Genomic DNA, 17,597 nt, shown 5'->3' on the forward strand with positions numbered 1-17,597 from the left:
ATGTTGCGCCGATGGCGGGCCGATCGAAGGGCTAGGCAGGCGACGCAATTAGTCGTGTGCACCAGGAAACCGAGCTCATTATGAGCCCGCCGAGCAACTTCGCAGACATGCCCCATCGCGTATCTGTACTCCCACGGCCATAGGCATGGCTCCGTCGGGACGCCTCCCGGGTGGCGATCATGGGTTGCATCCACCGCCCGCGGGCGGATTTGATGTCTTGCGTTTCAGCGCCTGAGGAGACAGACCATTGCGAAGGTGGTACTCCGAAAAACCCCGCCGGGGCCGAATGCGCGGACATGATTTTGAAAATACCGTCGGATCAAAGGCTTACATCACTACCACCCTACCTCGTTAGAGGTATATCGACGCATTTCAGGAGCTTTGTCGGCAGTAGGCAACGCGGTGGCTAAGGCCTATTGTCCTGGTCATCCAAGTCCGCAGCAGGGGAAACTCATGAGAGGGTCGTTGCATCAACAGGTGGTTTGCGCCAAGGCTGGGCCTCACCGGCATTTATGGATAGGCGGAGCCTTTCTATTGTTGCTGGCGGTGTATTTGGTAAATATGAAGCAAGCTTACGCCGACGGCAAGGCCCTTTTCGAACAGCGCTGCGCACAATGTCACACGATCGGCGGCGGAAAACTGGTCGGGCCGGATCTGAAGGATATCGGGACCCAACGCAAGGCAGACTGGCTGCTGCAGTTCATTCAATCCCCTCAACGGGTGATTCAGAGTGGTGATCCAACGGCAAAAACGCTTGTTGCCCAATACGGCATGGTGATGCCCGATCAAGCGCTGTCCAGTGCAGAAATCCATGGCATCCTGACTTACATTTCCCAAGCCTCCCGGGGAGCAAACACAGTCTCGGCTCCGCCAGTGGTCGTACCAGCTGCGGTCGCACAGCCAAGCCCAGCGCAGGTCATCGCAGGCGCTCGGCTTTTTACCGGACAAACACGGTTTACCCATGGCGGTGCAGCGTGCATTTCCTGTCATGACGTCAACAACTCCGCTGTCGGCATTGCTGGCGGAAAGCTTGCCGTCGGCTTAACTGGGGTCTATGCAACCATCGGTGCCGACGGCATCAAGGCCATGGTCACCACACCTCCGTTTGCGCCTATGGCCATGGCCTATGAAGGCCATCCAGTGACCGATGCTGAAACAGCGCAATTAATCGCATTTCTGCAGGCCGCTAGTTTGTCCAAAGCAGCGCAAGCGGGAACGCGCATCTCGAGCGACATGCTGGTTGCAGGAGGGGTGGGGATGCTGGTGATCCTGGCAGCCATGAATTTGATCTGGATCAGGCGGAAAAAATTCAGCACCAAGCATTTGATTTACGCGCGCCAGATCAAGACGCATTGAGTCAGACACCCCATCATCGACAAGACACGAGGACATCATGAGCTGGATCAAAGACATCATTTCGCCAAAAACAAGATCTTGGGAAGAGTTTTATCGTAATCGTTGGCAGCACGATAAAGTCGTCCGCAGTACGCATGGCGTCAATTGCACAGGTGGTTGCTCCTGGAATGTGCATGTCAAAGATGGGATCGTCGTTTATGAAACCCAGGCGCTAGATTATCCGCTGCTCGAAAAATCGCTTCCGCCCTACGAGCCGCGTGGCTGCCAACGGGGGATTTCCTATTCCTGGTATCTATACAGCCCGATCCGCGTCAAATACCCGTTGATGCGCGGAGCCTTGCTCGATCTGTATCGCGAGGAAAAAGAAAAAACTGGCGATCCCGTGCTGGCTTGGCGGAATCTGCAAGACGATCCAGCCAAGCGCAAGCGTTATCAACAGGCGCGTGGCAAGGGCGGTTTCCGCCGCGTGCATTGGGACGAGGCGATGGAGTTGATCAGCGCCGCGTCGTTGCATACGGTCAAAAAATATGGTCCCGACCGACTTGTCGGGTTCTCCCCAATTCCCGCGATGTCGATGCTGAGCTTTGCCGCCGGCGCGCGCTTCCTGCAATTGATGGGAGGAGTATTACTGAGTTTTTACGACTGGTATTGCGATCTGCCCCCGGCTTTCCCCGAAGTTTGGGGTGAGCAGACTGACGTGGCTGAAAGCGCAGACTGGTACAACTCCAAGTTCACGGCGGTTATGGGCGCCAACCTGGGAATGACACGCACGCCCGATGTGCACTTTTTCTCGGAGTCGCGCCATAACGGGACGAAGACGGTCGTATTTTCGCCAGACTTCAGTATGGTGGCGAAATACGCAGACCAATGGGTTCCTGTGCATGCGGGAAGTGATGGGGCATTTTGGATGGCCGTAACCCATGTCATCCTCAAAGAATGGCATTATGAAAAACAAACGCCGTATTTCATAAATTACGCAAAGAAAACAACAGACAGCCCTTATCTGGTCGAATTACATGCCCAATCCGGAAGTTATGTCGCGGGTAAATTGCTGCGTGCAAACAGGATTGAAAAATACAAAGATCAAGAGAACGGCGAGTGGAAATTCCTCAATATTGACGAGAGCACAGGGGAATTGGTCATGCCGAAAGGTAGCGTCGGCCACCGCTGGGACAAGGTGAAGGGAAACTGGAACACCAAACTTGAAGACGGGCTTGGGGACCAGAGTTATGACCCGTTGCTTACCCTCCTCGGCAAGAGCGATGCCGTACTGCCTGTTGAGTTCACAGAGTATGGATTGAATCGCAAAGCCCTCCGCGGAGTGCCTGTCAAGTATGTGACGACCAAGACCGGAGAACAGGTTGCAGTGGCCACGATCTATGACCTCATCATGGCGCATTATGGCGTTGATCGTGGGCTGGGCGGCGATTATCCTGAGAATTACAGTAATAAAGACGCCGCTTACACGCCGGCGTGGCAAGAGATTTTTACTGGGATAGGCTCAGAAACGGTGCTGCAATTCGCACGTGAATGGGCGCGCACCGCGGAAATGACGGGCGGTAAATGCACGATTATCGTGGGGGCTGGCATAAACCATTGGTTCCACGGCAATTTGATCTACCGCGCCGGAATGATGGCGCTCATGCTGACAGGTTGTGTCGGGGTCAATGGCGGTGGGATGAATCATTACGTCGGGCAGGAAAAACTCGCGCCTACCGATTCATGGGGTAGCATTATGTCAGCGCGCGACTGGCAGAGCACGACGAGGCTCCAGCAAGCACCCATATGGCATTATATGAATTCAGATCAGTGGCGGTATGATGGAAATCAAAATGAATATAACGCGGCGCCCAGCAACAGCACGACCAAGCTGCATACGGCGGATTTTATTGTAAAGGCCGTGCGGAATGGCTGGTTGCCATTCTTCCCGCAATTCAATGTCAACAATTTCGAGTTGGTCGAGCAGGCGCGTCAGGCTGGAGCCGAGACGGATGATGAAATCAAGAATTACATCCTGGAGAAGTTAAAGTCGGGAGAAATTCGATATTCCGTGACTGATCCGGACGCCGAGGTCAACTGGCCACGCGTATGGTTTATCTGGCGCGGCAATGCTATCGGCACGAGTGCCAAAGGGCATGAGTATTTTTTAGATCATTATCTTGGTACGCACCATAATCATATCGCCGACGAGGCTGCCAAAGGCAAAGTCAAGGATGTCAAATGGCGCGACGCCGCCGCCCGCGGAAAAATGGATTTGATCGTCGATTTGAATTTCAGGATGGATACTTCGGCGCTTTATTCAGACATCGTGTTACCCACGGCATCATGGTATGAAAAGGATGATTTGAACTCGACGGACATGCATTCGTTCATCCATCCGTTGAGTGCTGCAATACCCCCGGTCTGGGAATCAAAAACGGATTGGAATATTTTTCGGGATCTTGCTGGAATGGTCAGCGACATGGCGCGAAAACATATGCCGCTGCCGATCACGGATGTCGTGACAGCAGCACTTTCCCATGATAGCGCTGATGAAATTTCCCAACCCCGGATGCTCGACTGGGCAAAAGGTGAATGTGAAGCGGTTCTCGGAAAATCCATGCATAAACTTGCGCTGGAAGAGCGCGACTATACGCAAATTTATAACAAGTTCATCGCGCTCGGCCCCAACGTGCGCGAAAAGGGTCTGGGGGCACATGGCAATCAATACGACTGCGCTGATTTCTATGACAGGATGCTCGAGAATGCCGATCATGTGCAGACGATTCAAGGGCAACGCTACCCCTCACTCAAGGAGGATACCGAAGCCATCGAGGCTGTTCTGCTTCTCTCATCTGCCACGAATGGCGCTCTTGCCGAGCGCGCGTATAAAAATGCGGAAATCAAAACAGGTGTGAAGCTGGCTCATCTTTCAGAGGCCTCAAGAGGGGTCCTGATTAATAATCGAGACCTGAAGACACAGCCGCGCCGTCTAATTAATACACCGATTTGGTCGGGGTTGATGGATGGCGGGAGAGCTTATGCTGGCTTTACTTACAACATTGAAAACAACATCCCTTGGCGCACCTTGACGGGCCGTCAACATTTCTATTTGGATCATGACGGATACATTGCCTTTGGTGAAAATTTCCCGACATTCAAGCCGTCGCCGACACCGGAAGCCTACGGTGATCTACGGCAGTCGGTGAACGATGGCAAAGCGAAGATGCTGAATGTCTTAACCCCGCATGGGAAATGGCATATTCATTCGACCTATGGCGATACTCTGCGGATGCTCACGCTTTCACGTGGCATGGAGCCTTGCTGGCTGAGTGAGTCGGACGCTGAAAGCCTTAGAATTCAAGATAATGATTGGGTCGAGGTTTATAACGATCACGGGGTGTACTGCACTCGCGCGGCCGTGAGCGCCAGAATTCCGTCGGGAGTTTGTATCGTTTATCACGCTGTCGAACGCACCTATAGTGTGCCGAAATCTGAGATCCGTGGCGGAAAGCGAGCAGGCATGAACAACAGTATTACTCGCGTGCATCTGAAACCCAACCTCTGTGTGGGGGGGTATGGCCAATTTACCTACCATCTGAATTATTGGGGCCCGGTTGGTGTAAACAGGGATACTCATGTATTGGTCAGGAAAATGGAAACGGTCAACTTCTAAAGGCATAGAATCATGGATATCAGATCTCAAATTTCAATGGTTTTCCACCTCGATAAATGTATCGGCTGCCATACCTGTTCGGTGGCCTGCAAAAATATCTGGACCGATCGCAAAGGCGCAGAATATATGTGGTGGAACAATGTCGAAACAAAGCCCGGCACTGGCTATCCGACCCGTTGGGAGGACCAGGAGGTATATAAGGGGGGGTGGACAAAAACTGGGGATGGGATCCAGCCCAAAAGTAATAAAAACAAAGTTATTACTTTGAAAAATATTACATACAACCCCGACATGCCGGTCATGGATGATTATTATGAGCCCTGGACCTACAAATATTCTGATCTATTCGAAGCGCCGGAAGGGGATGATCAGCCAACGGCGAGAACGATATCGCTGGTGACAGGCCATCCCATCGATGTCAAAGCCGGGCCAAATTGGGATGATGATTTAGGCGGAACCAAGGATTATGCGCGGAAAGATGTCAATTTAGAAAAACTGAGCCCTGAAGAGCAGGAGGCCATGTTTCAACTCGAGCGTCTGACGTTCATGTATTTGCCGCGTATTTGTAATCATTGCCTCAATCCGACCTGTGTTGCATCATGCCCATCAGGGGCCCTATACAAGAGGGGGGAGGATGGAATTGTTCTGATCAATCAAGAGCGTTGCCGTGGTTGGCGCATGTGTGTCACGGCGTGTCCTTACAAGAAAACATATTACAACTGGTCGACCGGGAAATCAGAAAAATGCGTGCTTTGCTATCCTCGACTCGAGGCAGGCATGGCCCCAGCTTGCTTCCATACCTGCGTCGGCAGAATTCGCTATTTGGGTGTCATGCTTTATGACGCGGAGAAAATTGAGGCGACCGCGTCGTGCGAAGAGCGGGATCTTGTTGACAAACACTTTGATATTTATCTTGACCCTTTCGATCCGGAGATCATAAAAAAGGCCAAGGAGTGCGGCATCGCCGATTCGACGATCGAGGCCGCACAAAAATCACCCGTCTATAAATTTGTGAAGCAGTGGAAAATTGCATTGCCACTTCATCCTGAATTTCGAACACTTCCTAATTTATTTTATGTTCCACCGCTCCTGCCGACCATGGGCAAGGTCACTGAGGGTCTTTACGACACGGCCACGAAATCATTCTGGGGTGGAATCGAAAACTCGCGTCTGCCTCTCGAATATCTGGCATCACTCTTTTCTGCGGGAAACGTCAAACAGATTGAGGTCGTGCTGAAGAAGATGATGGCCGTCAAGATTCATCGCCGGCGTGTGACGGTTGGTGATCTGCCCGCACAAGAGGTTGAGGATGCATTGCAAGAGGCCGGCGTCAGCGAGGAGATGGCTGATGCAATATTTAGGTTGACGACGCTTGCGTTGAATGAGGAGCGCTTCGTGATCCCAGCTGCTCATCGAGAAGAAGCGAGTGAATTGCTTGAAGCCACCGATGACCGTAAAGGCAATGCAGGTTTCGGCTTTCGAGAAAAACCAGCGCGGGGTCTTTGATGACTAAGAATCTCGAAATCTATCAGCAGTTCGCCGGATTGTTCCGCTATCCACGAGCGGATTTTGTCGAGGAGCTAGTCGAGTTGAGAAATCAACTTGAAATGCTGCATCTGGGTGATTTGATCGAGTTTGAAAAATATGCGAACTACATGCTGGCTTTGAATCTCCAGGAAAGAGAAGAGATTTTTCTTAAAACTTTTGAAATCCAGGCAATCTGCCATCTTGAGATCGGATATGTTCTGTTTGGGGAAGATTATAAGCGCGGGCTCTTTCTGGCTGGCATGAAAGAGGAGCACCGTAAAAGAGACCACGATTGTGGTTTGGAGTTGCCCGACCATCTTTCGAATGTCTTGGATTTGCTTTCTGGCATGGATGATGAAGAGCTGGTGAAGGACATTGCTGAACTTGCGCTGATTCCTGGCGTACGGGCGATGCTCTCTGCGTTCGACGAAAAGCAAATCCGAGGCCGCCTCGAACTGCTGAAGAAGAAGCAGGAAGCTATTGTGCAAGAAGAGTTGAATTACGGAAATCCCTACCGTTACGCACTTGATTCACTATTGAAGGCGCTGGAAGCCGATTTCCCTGGTGTTCCCGAGGGGCGGCAGGATCAAGCAGCCGGAAATTTTATTCCGATTCATCGTGCAGAAGGGGGTGAAATTTCAGTGTGCGCATTGGCCCGCCCACCCGCTGAGTTGGTGCAAGGAGATTAACATGAATTTTCGACAGGCACTTTTCACGATTCTTCCCTATGTTGCATTGACGACATTATTGGTGGGATCAATTTATCGCTATCGCATGCTCGGTTTTAAGGTGACGTCACTCTCATCACAATTCCTTGAAGGTAAAAATTTGTTTTGGGGTACGCAACCGTTTCATTGGGGCATCCTCGTCGTTTTTCTTGGTCATCTCGCAGCCTTCGCCATCCCCAGTGGTGTGTTGGCATGGAATGGGCAACCTTGGCGTCTTCTGGCCTTGGAATGGACGATGTTCGCGTTCGCACTAAGCGCGCTGTTCGGGCTCGGAGCCCTGATGGTTCGACGCTTGCGCGATGCGCGTCTGCGCGTAGTGACAAGCCGCATGGATGTTCTTCTTTACGCATTGCTGACGTTCCAGCTGTTAACCGGCATCCTGATTGCTTATTTCAACAATTGGGGAAGTTCGTGGTTCGCCTCGTCTGTGACGCCCTATCTGCGCTCGATTTTTCTTTTGAACCCTAAAGTCGATGTGATCGTGGCAATGCCGGGCTTGGTGCAGCTGCATATCATCTCAGCGTTCCTCATTTTTGGTTTGATTCCATTTACTCGACTTATACACTTCACCGTATTCCCCTTGAATTACACCTGGAGGCCCTACCAGCAAGTGATCTGGAATTGGGCGCCCAAGGCGAGACGGACTGCTACTGCGTTGAGGATAGGCGTGAAACCCAAGAATAATTAAAGACGTTTTCGGGGATGGTCATTGAGCGCAATGACCATTCGAAACGACAACGTCGAAAAGAGGGTGTTGACATGTCCTACGTGCTTCAGTCCTGGGATCCCGAGAACCCTGCCCAGTGGCAGCGGGAGGGTCGAAGGGTGGCGAGCCGGAACCTGTGGGGCTCAATCGCCGCATTGTTCCTAGCTTTCTGCGTCTGGATGGTTTGGAGTATGGTAGTTATCAATCTACCTAAGGTCGGTTTTAAATTTAGCACGGATCAGCTTTTTTGGTTGGCCGCGCTGCCGGGCTTATCGGGAGCAACGCTACGTATTTTCTATGCGTTCATGGTGCCAATTTTTGGCGGGCGGCGATGGACGGTTTTTTCGACGGCGACGCTGCTCATTCCCGCCGTGGGAATTGGATATGCGGTGCAAGATCCGACCACCCCTTACAGCACCATGTTGGTGCTGTCACTGCTATGTGGTTTCGGTGGAGGTAATTTTGCGTCGAGCATGGCGAATATCAGCTTCTTTTTTCCTAAGGCGCAGAAAGGTTTCGCTTTGGGCATGAATGCGGGGCTGGGCAATCTTGGCGTGTCAGCAATGCAATTGGTGGTGCCTTTTGTGATTACAGTTCCTCTTTTCGGCGGATTTGGAGGCGGCCCTCAGGCTTGGTGGAGAGGAGGCGTGGAAACGCAGTTGTGGTTGCAGAATGCCGGTTTTATATGGGCGCCACTCATCGTTGCCTCGTCATTGTTCGCATGGTTCAAGATGAATGATGTGGGTGTCGCGAAAGCGTCTTTGATGGATCAGTTCGTGATTTTTCGCCAGCGGCATACCTGGGTGATGAGCTGGCTTTATCTCGGGACTTTCGGATCGTTCATCGGATTTTCCGCCGGCTTTCCGCTCCTGATCCGCACACAGTTTCCAAATGTCAATGTCGTGGCGTTCGCTTTTCTTGGCCCTTTGGTGGGGGCACTTGCCCGCGTCGGCGGTGGATGGGTGTCGGATAAATTGTGTGGGGCTTGTGTAACGCTTGGGGCTTTTCTTGTCATGGCCTGCGCGACGGTTGGGGTCGTTCTTTTCCTGCCGCATCCAGATTATGCAGGGAATTTTTGGATGTTCTTCCTATTATTTATGATTTTGTTCGTCGCGACTGGCGTGGGTAATGCATCAACATTCAGGATGGTGCCTCTCATCTTCCTGGCACTAAAAGAGCAGACCGTGGAAAACGGCGACAGCGCGCAGCTTCAGTTGGCGCGGGCCGACGCCAACAAAGAGAGTGCGGCGGTACTCGGATTCATCTCCGCAATAGCGGCCTACGGCGCGTTTTTCATTCCCATGAGTTATGGCACGTCGATCAAGCTGACGGGTGCCCCGGATGCGGCACTGTTTTCATTCGTGCTGTTTTATCTATCCTGCATAGTCGTGACTTGGCTGTTTTACTCGCGCAAAGGGGCCAAGATTCGCTGCTGAGGCTTGACATCGCCCGGTGGATGGGCGCGCGATGAATTCCGGCCGCCCGGGCGTCGCGGCGCAGCCCCAAGGATGGAAGACGCGCTTGGCGCGGCTTCAGATTTCCATTGCCGGTTTTCTACAATGGGCCGATGCATATCCACATTCTCGGAATCTGCGGCACCTTCATGGGTGGAATCGCAGCACTTGCCCAGACTTGCGGGCATCAGGTCACGGGCTGTGACGCCCAGGTCTATCCGCCGATGAGCGATCAGCTCGAGCGCCTGGGCATCCGCCTGATCGAGGGCTATGGTGCCGATCAACTGGCGCTCAAACCCGAGCTCTGGGTGGTGGGCAATGCAATCTCGCGCGGCAACCCCTTGATGGAAGCCATTCTGGACGCCGGCCAACCCTACGTCAGCGGGCCGCAGTGGCTGGCCGAGCATGTTCTTGCAGGGCGGTGGACCTTGGCCGTGGCGGGCACCCATGGCAAGACGACGACGTCGTCCATGCTGGCCTGGATCCTCGAGCATGCGGGACTGAACCCCGGTTTTCTGATCGGCGGCGTGCCGGTGGATTTCGAGGCTTCCGCACGTTTGGGCGAGCCCGGCTTTTTCGTGGTGGAGGCCGACGAGTACGACACGGCCTTTTTCGACAAGCGGTCGAAGTTCGTGCATTACCGTCCACGCACTGCCGTGCTGAACAACCTGGAATACGACCATGCCGACATCTTTCCCGATCTCGGCGCCATCGAAACCCAGTTTCATCATCTGGTGCGCACCGTTCCGGGCAGTGGCAAGCTGGTGGTGCAGTCCGGCAGCGAAGCTTTGGCGCGTGTCCTGGCGCGGGGTTGCTGGAGTGCCGTGGAGTATTTCGATGCGCCTGTGGCGGATGGTTGGTGCGCGCACGGCGACGAGCAGTCCTTCCATGTGACTTGGCAGGGGCAGCCGCAAGGAGAGGTGCGCTGGCGCCTGATGGGCGCGCACAACCGTGCCAACGCCTTGGCGGCTGTCGCCGCGGCACGCCATGCCGGCGTGCCGGGGCAACTCGCCTGCGAGGCCCTGAGTGCCTTCGGTGGCGTGAAGCGTCGCATGGAATGGCGCGGCGAGGTGGCGGGCATTTCGGTGTACGACGACTTCGCCCACCATCCGACCGCCATCGCCACGACGCTCGCGGGCTTGCGGCAGTCGTCGCAAAACCGGGGCCGCATCCTGGCCGTGTTCGAGCCGCGTTCCAACACCATGAAGCTGGGCTCGATCAAGGACCGGCTGCCAGACGCGCTGCAGCAGGCCGACATCAGTTTCGGTTACGCGGGGGGGCTGGGCTGGGATCTGGCCGAGACCCTGGCGCCCATGGGGGCACGCGCTCGTGTGCATGCCGATCTGGATGCGTTGGTGGCCGATGTTGCCCGCGAGGCGCGCTCCGGCGACCATGTGCTGGTGATGAGCAACGGCGGTTTCGGCGGCATCCACGCCAAACTGCTCGCGGCCTTGTCGGCGCGGTTCGAGACACCCGATCCTGGCTTGGGTGCTTGAGCCGGGCTTGTCGGCGGTTCGACACGGGGTTGGACGAAAGCCCCTTGCGTTTGACCTGGATCATGGCGGGACACGGCGTTCCTGATAAGATAAGAATCATTCGCATTTCATTTGCCGCCTCGACTTGAATTCGCGCTTGTGGCTTGCGCCCAAACGCTTCGAGTGACCTGATCGCCTGTCGCAGCCACCGCTTCCATGAATACGCTTGCATCCCTGCATCCAGGCACACACGCCATCGTCACCCAGGTGCGCGCCGAAGGCGCGCTTCAGCACCGGCTGGCGGCCTTGGGCCTGCGTGCCGGCAACGAGCTTGAGGTGCTGCGCCAGGCGCGTTTTCGTGGCCCGATCCATGTCCGCATCGGGACCACCGAGCTGTTTCTGCGCAGGGCGGACGCCAGGCAAGTGGAAATCGCGCAGGTTCACGCGCATCAGGCATGAAGCGCATCGCGCTGGTGGGAATGCCCAACACGGGCAAGTCCACGCTGTTCAACCGGCTGACCGGGGCATCCGCCCGCGTGGGCAACTGGCCGGGATTGACGGTGGAGTTGTCGTCGGCGCGCATCCCGCTGGGCCGTCACATGGCGCAGGTCGTCGATCTCCCGGGGATCTACGACCTGCAAGGCCTGACCGAGGATGAAAGCGTGGTACAGCGCTTTCTGCAGAGCCAAAGCGTGGACCTCGTCGCCATCGTGCTCAATGCCACGCAGATCGACCGGCAACTGGCGCTGGCCGTTCAGGTTCGCGACAGTGGGTTCCCCTGCGTGATCCTGCTCAACATGGCCGACGAGGCCCAGCGCTACGGTGTGCGCATCGATGTGCCCAGGCTGCGGGAGGCGCTTGGCGTTCCCTTGGCGGAGTTCAGCGCCAAATATGGTCAGGGCTACCAGCAGGCGCTGCAATTGCTGGGACAGGCCTTGGACACCTCTCAGGCCTTGCCCTTGGAGCAGGCCCGGGCCGGTCTCGAGCAGCGCCACGATGGGGAAGCCGCCTCGCGCGAGGCCCTGGCCGCCGCGGTGCAGATGCCCACGCGTTTGCCGCAGACTTGGGCCCACCGCGTCGACCACTGGGTGATGCATCCCTGGATCGGCCCGCCCCTGTTTCTCGTGTTCATGGCCCTGGTGTTCAATGCCGTGTTCACGCTGGGCGCGCCGCTGCAGGACGGCCTGGGCTGGGCGTTCGATCAGGCGCGCGTGCTGGCGTTGCAGCCGGCACTGGCCTGGGCCCCGGCCTGGGTGCAGGGCCTGTTGCTCGATGGCATCTACAACGGCGTGAGCACGGTAGCGGCCTTCGTGCCGGTGATCATGCTGTTCTTCGTCTTCATGACCCTGATCGAGGAGAGCGGTTATTTTTCGCGCGCCGCCTTTCTCACCGACAGCCTGATGTCGCGCATGGGCTTGGACGGGCGCGGCTTCGTCATGCTGCTGATGGGTTTCGGCTGCAACGTGCCGGCGCTCATGGGCACGCGGGTGATGCGCTCGCGCGGCTTGCGCCTGCTCACCATGCTCATCATCCCGTTCTCGCTGTGCTCGGCGCGGCTGCAGGTGTTTCTGTTCATCATCGCGGCCCTGTTCTCGCCGCGCGTGGCGCCCTGGGTTCTGCTCAGCCTGTACGGCGTGAGTTTCGCCGCCACCTTCGCCAGTGCGCTGTTGTTCAAGCGGCGCTACCCCAGCAGCGAACCCTTCGTGCTGGAACTGCCGCCTTACCGCCTGCCGACGCTGCGGCAAATCGTGCTGCGCGCCTGGGGCGAGATTCATCACTTTCTGCATCGCGCCACCAAGTTCATCGTCATCGGCGTGGTGCTGGTGTGGATGCTGACCAACCTGCCGCCGGGCCAGCCGACGGCAGGGCCGCACACCATCGCCGGCTGGGTCGGGCATGCCCTGCATCCGGTGTTCGCGCCACTGGGTATCCCGCCCGAACTCATCATCGCGCTGATCTTCGGCTTCGTGGCGAAGGAGATCGTGATCGGCTCGCTGGCGGTGATCTACGGCTTGCAGGGCGACGCGCTGCAGCATGCCATTGCGGCACAGATCTCCCCGGCCGCAGCCTACAGCTTCATGCTGTTCACGCTCATCTACACCCCTTGCCTGTCCACGGTGGCCACGTTGCGCAGCGAATCGCGCAGCAACGCCTACACCCTGCTGTCGCTGGTCTGGTCGCTCGGCCTGGCATGGGCCGTGTCGCTCGTCTTCTATCAGGCAACGCGCATCCTCGGCTGGGCCTGAGTGAAGTTGGCGGCAGGTCCTCGAGGGGGCCGCCTACAATCCGTCGCATGTCAGGAAACACCCTCGGTTTGCTCTTCGCCGTCACCACTTTCGGCGAATCCCACGGCCCCGCCATCGGTTGCGTGATTGACGGCTGCCCGCCGGGCATGGCGCTGTCCGAAGCCGACATCCAGCCCGACCTCGACCGCCGCCGTCCCGGCACCTCGCGCCACGTGACCCAGCGCCAGGAGGCCGATCAGGTGGAAATCCTCTCGGGCGTGTTCGAGGGCCAGACCACCGGTACGCCCATCGCCTTGCTCATCCGCAACACGGACCAGCGCAGCAAGGACTACGGCAATATCCTCGACACCTTCCGCCCCGGGCATGCCGACTACACCTACTGGCGCAAGTACGGCCTGCGCGATCCTCGCGGCGGCGGCCGGTCCTCGGCCCGCCTGACCGCGCCCATCGTCGCCGCCGGCGCCGTGGCCAAGAAATGGCTGCATCGGCACCACGGCATCGTCATCCGCGGCTGCATGCAGCAGGTGGGCGAGGTCGCGATTCCCTTCGCGTCCTGGGACGACGTTCCCGCCAATCCCTTTTATGCCCCGAACGCGGCCATCGTGCCGCAACTGGAGGCATACATGGACAGCCTGCGCAAGGCCGGCGATTCCTGCGGCGCGCGGCTGTACGTCGAGGCGACCAACGTGCCCGCGGGCTGGGGCGAACCGCTGTACGACAAGCTCGACGCCGACATCGCTCACGCCATGATGGGCCTCAACGCCGTCAAGGGCGTTGAAATCGGTGCCGGATTCGCCAGTGTTGCCCAAAAGGGCAGCGAGCATGGGGACGAACTCACCCCGGAAGGTTTTGCCAGCGACAACGCGGGTGGCGTCCTGGGCGGCATCAGCAGCGGTCAACCCGTCACGGTGTCCCTGGCGATCAAACCCACGTCGAGCATCCGCCTGCCGCGTCGTTCGGTCACCCGCGCCGGCGAGCCGACCATGGTCGAAACCTTCGGCCGTCATGACCCCTGCGTCGGCATACGCGCCACGCCGATCGCCGAGGCCTTGTTGGCGGTCGTGCTGATGGACCATGCCTTACGTCACCGCGCGCAATGCGGCGACGTCAGGCATGACGTGCCACCGATCGCCGGGACAAGCCGGGCCTAAGGCTGGGCGTTCATCCGAATGCGTGCGGGTGGGATCAAGCGCGAACGTGGATTTTGAGTTGGTCCCGCCGACAGGAATCGAACCTGTATCTCGCGCTTAGGAGGCACGCGTTCTATCCATTGAACTACGGCGAGCGGGATGGCGATTGTAGATGGCGAGAAGGCCTCTACGTCCTTGCGCCGCCATCCAAGAGCGCATTTTCCAGCGCGGCCTGCACCGCGCGGCCGAGGTCGCGGCGGTCGCGTAGCGAGATCGATTCAAGATAGGCCACGCGGACCAGCAGCGGAGGTGAGCAGGCCATGCGCCACAGGGTGCCGAGCATGGTTTCATCGCCCACGTAGGCAGGAGCGCGGCTGTATCGGCCATCTTTGGCGCTGACGTAGCGCAGCAACACCGGCTGCACGGGCACTTCGGCGCTCACGGCAGCCTGGAACAAGTTGGCATGCAGGGGCAGGATGGCGCGGCCGTCGGAGGTCGTGCCTTCGGGGAAGACGCTGACATGCTCGCCTTGGCGCAGGGCATCGGCCATGTGGTGCATCACCCGCATGGCGTCGCGCCGACGTTCGCGCTCGATGAACAGAGTGCCGGCGCCGCGGGCCAGGGCGCCCAGAAGCGGCCAGCGGTCGATGTCGGATTTGGCGACGAAGCGTGTGGGGTGGGCGGCGTTGAGCGCGATGATGTCCAGCCAGGACACGTGGTTGATGGCAAGCAGGGCAGGCGGGGCGAGGATCTCTCCTTCGACGGTCAGTTGCACCCGGCAGATGCGGAGCAGGCGGCGAGACCATTCCCGGATCGCGTCTTGCCGTTGCCGGGGGGTGCGCAAGGAAAAACGGCGCAGGGTCAGCAGGCCGCGCGCGACCAGCACGCCGATGCGCAAGAGCATCCACATCAGGCGCAGCACTCCCATCATGGAGCCGTGCCGATGCCTGGGGCTTGTGGATTGCGTGAAACCTCGGCGCGTGCCAGGTCCGCCGGACTGGCGCCATCGGCACGCTGATAAATGACGCGCCCGTCGATGATGGTGGCGCGCACGCGGCCGCTGAGTTCCAGGCCGGCCAGGGGGGTATTCTTGATGCGGCTGCCGAGTTGTTCTGGTGTGGCCGACCAGCGCGCTTCAGGGTCGACCACGATGAGTTCGGCGGCCGCGCCGGCCCGCAATTGCAGCGGCGCAAGCCCCGCAGCGGCTGCGGCGCGGCTGGTGGCCACGGTCAGTGCCCTGGGCAGGGCGAGTCCGCTTTGCCGGGCAAACTCCAGCACTGCGGGCAGCAGCAGCTCGAGGCCGCTGGCCCCAGGTGCCGCTTCGGCGAAAGGCAGAATCTTGTCGTCGCTGCCGACCGGGGTGTGGTCGGAGCACAGGGCGTCGATCGTGCCGTCGGCCAGGCCACCGAGCAACGCGATGCGGTCGGCCTCCTGGCGCAAGGGAGGGTCCAGCCGCATGCGGGCGTCGAAGTAGCCGATGTCCAGGTCCGTCAGCAGGATGTTGTGCATGGACACGTCTGCCGTCACGGGCAGGCCTTCGGCTTTGGCGCGGCGCACCAGCTCGACGCCGGCGGCGCTGGACATTTTGCTGACATGGACGGCGCAACCCGTGGCGCGCACCAGCTCGAACAGGGTATGCAAGGCGATGGTTTCAGCCATCGTCGGCACGCCGGCCAAGCCCAGACGCTGGGCATAGGCGCCGCTCGCGGCGACGCCGCGGCCGAGGTGGGCATCCAGCGGGCGCAGCCAGACCTTGTAGCCGAAGGTGCTGGCGTATTGCAGCGCGCGGTAGAGCAGTTGCGTGTCGGCCACCGGCGTATCCGCCTGCGACAGACCGATGCAGCTGGCCTTCACCAGCGAGGCCATTTCCGCCAGACGCTCGCCTTTGAGGCCGACGGTGAGGGCGCCGAGCGGATAGACCCGCGAACGTTTGATGCGACGGGCCCGCCAGCGCAGCATCTCGACCAAGCTGGGCTCGTCGAGCACGGGGTCGGTGTCGGGCGGGCAAACGACACGGGTCACGCCTCCGGCCGCGGCGGCCGCGAGTTCCGAGTCCAGCAGCCCTGCGGCCTCGCCTCCGGGTTCGCCGAGGCGGGCGCACAGGTCGACCAGGCCGGGCATGACCAGGCAGCCGGAGGCGTCGACGGTGAGATCGGGGACGAAGTGTTCGGGGGCTTGCCCGACCGCGGTGATGATTTCTCCAGCGATGGCCACATCGCCCACGGCGTGCATGCCGCTGGCGGGGTCGATGATCGTGCCGCCACGGATGAGGATGGATTGCGGATGGCTCATGTCAGGCATTGGCGTTGGCGATGATGGACAGGACGGCCATGCGCACAGCGATGCCGAAGCGCACCTGCGGCAGGATGACGCTTTGCGCCCCGTCGGCCACGCTGCTGTCGATTTCCACGCCGCGGTTGATCGGCCCGGGGTGCATGACGATGGCGTCGGGCTTGGCCAGCGCCAGGCGCTCGGGGGTGAGGCCGTACATCATGTGGAACTCGCTGGCCGAGGGCAGGAGCCCGCCCGACATGCGCTCGTTTTGCAGGCGCAGCATCATCACCACGTCGGCGCCCTGCAAGCCTTCGCGGATGTCGTGGCACACGCGCACGCCCATGGGCCGCATGTCGCCGGGAACCAGGGTCTTGGGGCCGACCGCCCGGACCTCGGGCACGCCGAGGGTGGTGAGGGCGTGGATGGCCGAGCGCGCCACGCGCGAGTGCACGATGTCGCCGACGATGGCGACCGTCAGTGCCGAGAAGTCGGGCTTGTAGTGGCGGATGGTGGTCATGTCCAGCAACCCCTGCGTGGGGTGGGCGTGCCGGCCGTCGCCGGCGTTGACCACATGCACGTGCGGCGGTACGTGCTGGGCGATGAGATAGGGCGCGCCACTCTGGGCGTGGCGCACGACGAAGATGTCGGCGTCCATCGCCTCCAGGTTGGCTATCGTGTCGAGCAGCGATTCGCCCTTGGAGGTGCTGGAGCGCTGGATGTCGAGGTTGAACACGTCGGCCGAGAGGCGCTGGGCGGCGATCTCGAAGGTCGTGCGGGTCCGCGTGGAATTCTCGAAGAACAGGTTGAACACGCTCTTGCCGCGCAGCAAGGGCACCTTCTTCACCTCGCGGTCGCCGAAGCTGACGAAACCTTGCGCGGTGTCGAGGATGTGCAGCAGCACGTCGCGCGGCAGTCCTTCCGTGGTGAGCAGGTGGCGCAGCTCGCCGTTGCTGTTGAGTTGGGGATGTGGGGTCATGTCGATGGCTCAGCTCTCGGCACTGCATGCCACCCGCGGCTGGGGCGTTCGTTTGCCTTCCATAGGCCAT

13 protein-coding genes and 1 tRNA gene are annotated in these 17,597 nt (G+C 58.9%); 10 read left to right on the top strand and 4 right to left on the bottom strand.

Features of this window, described 5'->3' with window-relative positions:
* Positions 1 to 465: 465 nt before the first annotated feature.
* The 10 genes from THIARS_RS10955 to aroC all read left to right on the top strand — a co-directional run bounded on the left by THIARS_RS10955 (position 466) and on the right by aroC (position 14,298).
* Positions 466 to 1,356: a c-type cytochrome gene (locus THIARS_RS10955; RefSeq protein ID WP_186436661.1), complete on the top strand. Its 891-nt coding sequence runs from the start codon at positions 466 to 468 to the stop codon at positions 1,354 to 1,356.
* 37 nt (positions 1,357 to 1,393) lie between these two features.
* Complete coding sequence (locus tag THIARS_RS10960) at positions 1,394 to 5,011, top strand: nitrate reductase subunit alpha (RefSeq protein WP_186436662.1); 3,618 nt, start codon at positions 1,394 to 1,396, stop codon at positions 5,009 to 5,011.
* A gap of 12 nt (positions 5,012 to 5,023) precedes the next feature.
* Complete coding sequence (gene narH / locus THIARS_RS10965) at positions 5,024 to 6,517, top strand: nitrate reductase subunit beta (RefSeq protein WP_094160976.1); 1,494 nt, start codon at positions 5,024 to 5,026, stop codon at positions 6,515 to 6,517.
* Complete coding sequence (locus tag THIARS_RS18270) at positions 6,517 to 7,227, top strand: hypothetical protein (protein ID WP_141202389.1); 711 nt, start codon at positions 6,517 to 6,519, stop codon at positions 7,225 to 7,227. The genes narH and THIARS_RS18270 overlap by 1 nt, the downstream gene beginning before the upstream one ends.
* A 1-nt stretch (position 7,228) precedes the next feature.
* Positions 7,229 to 7,954: a respiratory nitrate reductase subunit gamma gene (narI, locus tag THIARS_RS10975; protein ID WP_141202390.1), complete on the top strand. Its 726-nt coding sequence runs from the start codon at positions 7,229 to 7,231 to the stop codon at positions 7,952 to 7,954.
* A 71-nt stretch (positions 7,955 to 8,025) separates the two neighbouring features.
* On the top strand, positions 8,026 to 9,408 hold the full coding sequence (locus tag THIARS_RS10980; RefSeq protein WP_094160979.1) for an MFS transporter: 1,383 nt from the start codon (positions 8,026 to 8,028) through the stop codon (positions 9,406 to 9,408).
* A 131-nt stretch (positions 9,409 to 9,539) separates the two neighbouring features.
* Positions 9,540 to 10,922, top strand: a complete 1,383-nt coding sequence (gene mpl, locus THIARS_RS10985; protein ID WP_094160980.1) for a UDP-N-acetylmuramate:L-alanyl-gamma-D-glutamyl-meso-diaminopimelate ligase — start codon at positions 9,540 to 9,542, stop codon at positions 10,920 to 10,922.
* A 195-nt stretch (positions 10,923 to 11,117) separates the two neighbouring features.
* Complete coding sequence (locus THIARS_RS10990; protein WP_094160981.1) at positions 11,118 to 11,360, top strand: FeoA family protein; 243 nt, start codon at positions 11,118 to 11,120, stop codon at positions 11,358 to 11,360.
* Positions 11,357 to 13,147 (top strand): ferrous iron transport protein B, encoded by a 1,791-nt coding sequence (gene feoB / locus THIARS_RS10995; protein ID WP_094160982.1) that lies wholly within the window; start codon positions 11,357 to 11,359, stop codon positions 13,145 to 13,147. The genes THIARS_RS10990 and feoB overlap by 4 nt, the downstream gene beginning before the upstream one ends.
* 47 nt (positions 13,148 to 13,194) lie before the next feature.
* The gene (gene aroC, locus THIARS_RS11000) at positions 13,195 to 14,298 is read left to right on the top strand and encodes a chorismate synthase (protein WP_094160983.1); all 1,104 of its coding nucleotides are present in this window, start codon (positions 13,195 to 13,197) and stop codon (positions 14,296 to 14,298) included.
* Positions 14,299 to 14,357: 59 nt separating this feature from the next.
* On the opposite strand, the gene THIARS_RS11005 is transcribed toward aroC, so the two are convergent.
* The 4 genes from THIARS_RS11005 to THIARS_RS11020 all read right to left on the bottom strand — a co-directional run bounded on the left by THIARS_RS11005 (position 14,358) and on the right by THIARS_RS11020 (position 17,527).
* Positions 14,358 to 14,432 (bottom strand) — tRNA-Arg (locus THIARS_RS11005).
* A gap of 32 nt (positions 14,433 to 14,464) precedes the next feature.
* Positions 14,465 to 15,208 carry a lysophospholipid acyltransferase family protein gene (locus THIARS_RS11010; protein ID WP_094160984.1) on the bottom strand — a complete coding sequence of 248 codons (744 nt, stop codon included), beginning with the start codon at positions 15,206 to 15,208 and terminating at the stop codon, positions 14,465 to 14,467.
* Positions 15,205 to 16,569, bottom strand: coding sequence for a dihydroorotase (locus THIARS_RS11015; RefSeq protein WP_094160985.1), 1,365 nt, complete (start codon positions 16,567 to 16,569; stop codon positions 15,205 to 15,207). Before THIARS_RS11015 ends, THIARS_RS11010 begins: the two co-directional genes overlap by 4 nt.
* Position 16,570: 1 nt before the next feature.
* Positions 16,571 to 17,527, bottom strand: a complete 957-nt coding sequence (locus THIARS_RS11020; RefSeq protein ID WP_094160986.1) for an aspartate carbamoyltransferase catalytic subunit — start codon at positions 17,525 to 17,527, stop codon at positions 16,571 to 16,573.
* Positions 17,528 to 17,597: the final 70 nt, after the last annotated feature.

The sequence above is a fragment of the Thiomonas delicata genome, from assembly GCF_900088825.1.
Lineage (GTDB): Bacteria > Pseudomonadota > Gammaproteobacteria > Burkholderiales > Burkholderiaceae_C > Thiomonas_A > Thiomonas_A delicata.

Excerpts from the sequence above, each read along its gene's own strand:
- aroC (WP_094160983.1), top strand. The coding sequence starts at position 13,195 with ATGTCAGGAAACACCCTCGGTTTGCTCTTCGCCGTCACCACTTTCGGC.
- THIARS_RS11020 (WP_094160986.1), bottom strand. The coding sequence starts at position 17,527 with ATGACCCCACATCCCCAACTCAACAGCAACGGCGAGCTGCGCCACCTG.
- THIARS_RS11010 (WP_094160984.1), bottom strand. The coding sequence starts at position 15,208 with ATGATGGGAGTGCTGCGCCTGATGTGGATGCTCTTGCGCATCGGCGTG.
- mpl (WP_094160980.1), top strand. The coding sequence starts at position 9,540 with ATGCATATCCACATTCTCGGAATCTGCGGCACCTTCATGGGTGGAATC.
- THIARS_RS10960 (WP_186436662.1), top strand. The coding sequence starts at position 1,394 with ATGAGCTGGATCAAAGACATCATTTCGCCAAAAACAAGATCTTGGGAA.
- THIARS_RS10980 (WP_094160979.1), top strand. The coding sequence starts at position 8,026 with ATGTCCTACGTGCTTCAGTCCTGGGATCCCGAGAACCCTGCCCAGTGG.
- feoB (WP_094160982.1), top strand. The coding sequence starts at position 11,357 with ATGAAGCGCATCGCGCTGGTGGGAATGCCCAACACGGGCAAGTCCACG.
- THIARS_RS11015 (WP_094160985.1), bottom strand. The coding sequence starts at position 16,569 with ATGAGCCATCCGCAATCCATCCTCATCCGTGGCGGCACGATCATCGAC.
- narI (WP_141202390.1), top strand. The coding sequence starts at position 7,229 with ATGAATTTTCGACAGGCACTTTTCACGATTCTTCCCTATGTTGCATTG.
- THIARS_RS10990 (WP_094160981.1), top strand. The coding sequence starts at position 11,118 with ATGAATACGCTTGCATCCCTGCATCCAGGCACACACGCCATCGTCACC.
- narH (WP_094160976.1), top strand. The coding sequence starts at position 5,024 with ATGGATATCAGATCTCAAATTTCAATGGTTTTCCACCTCGATAAATGT.
- THIARS_RS18270 (WP_141202389.1), top strand. The coding sequence starts at position 6,517 with ATGACTAAGAATCTCGAAATCTATCAGCAGTTCGCCGGATTGTTCCGC.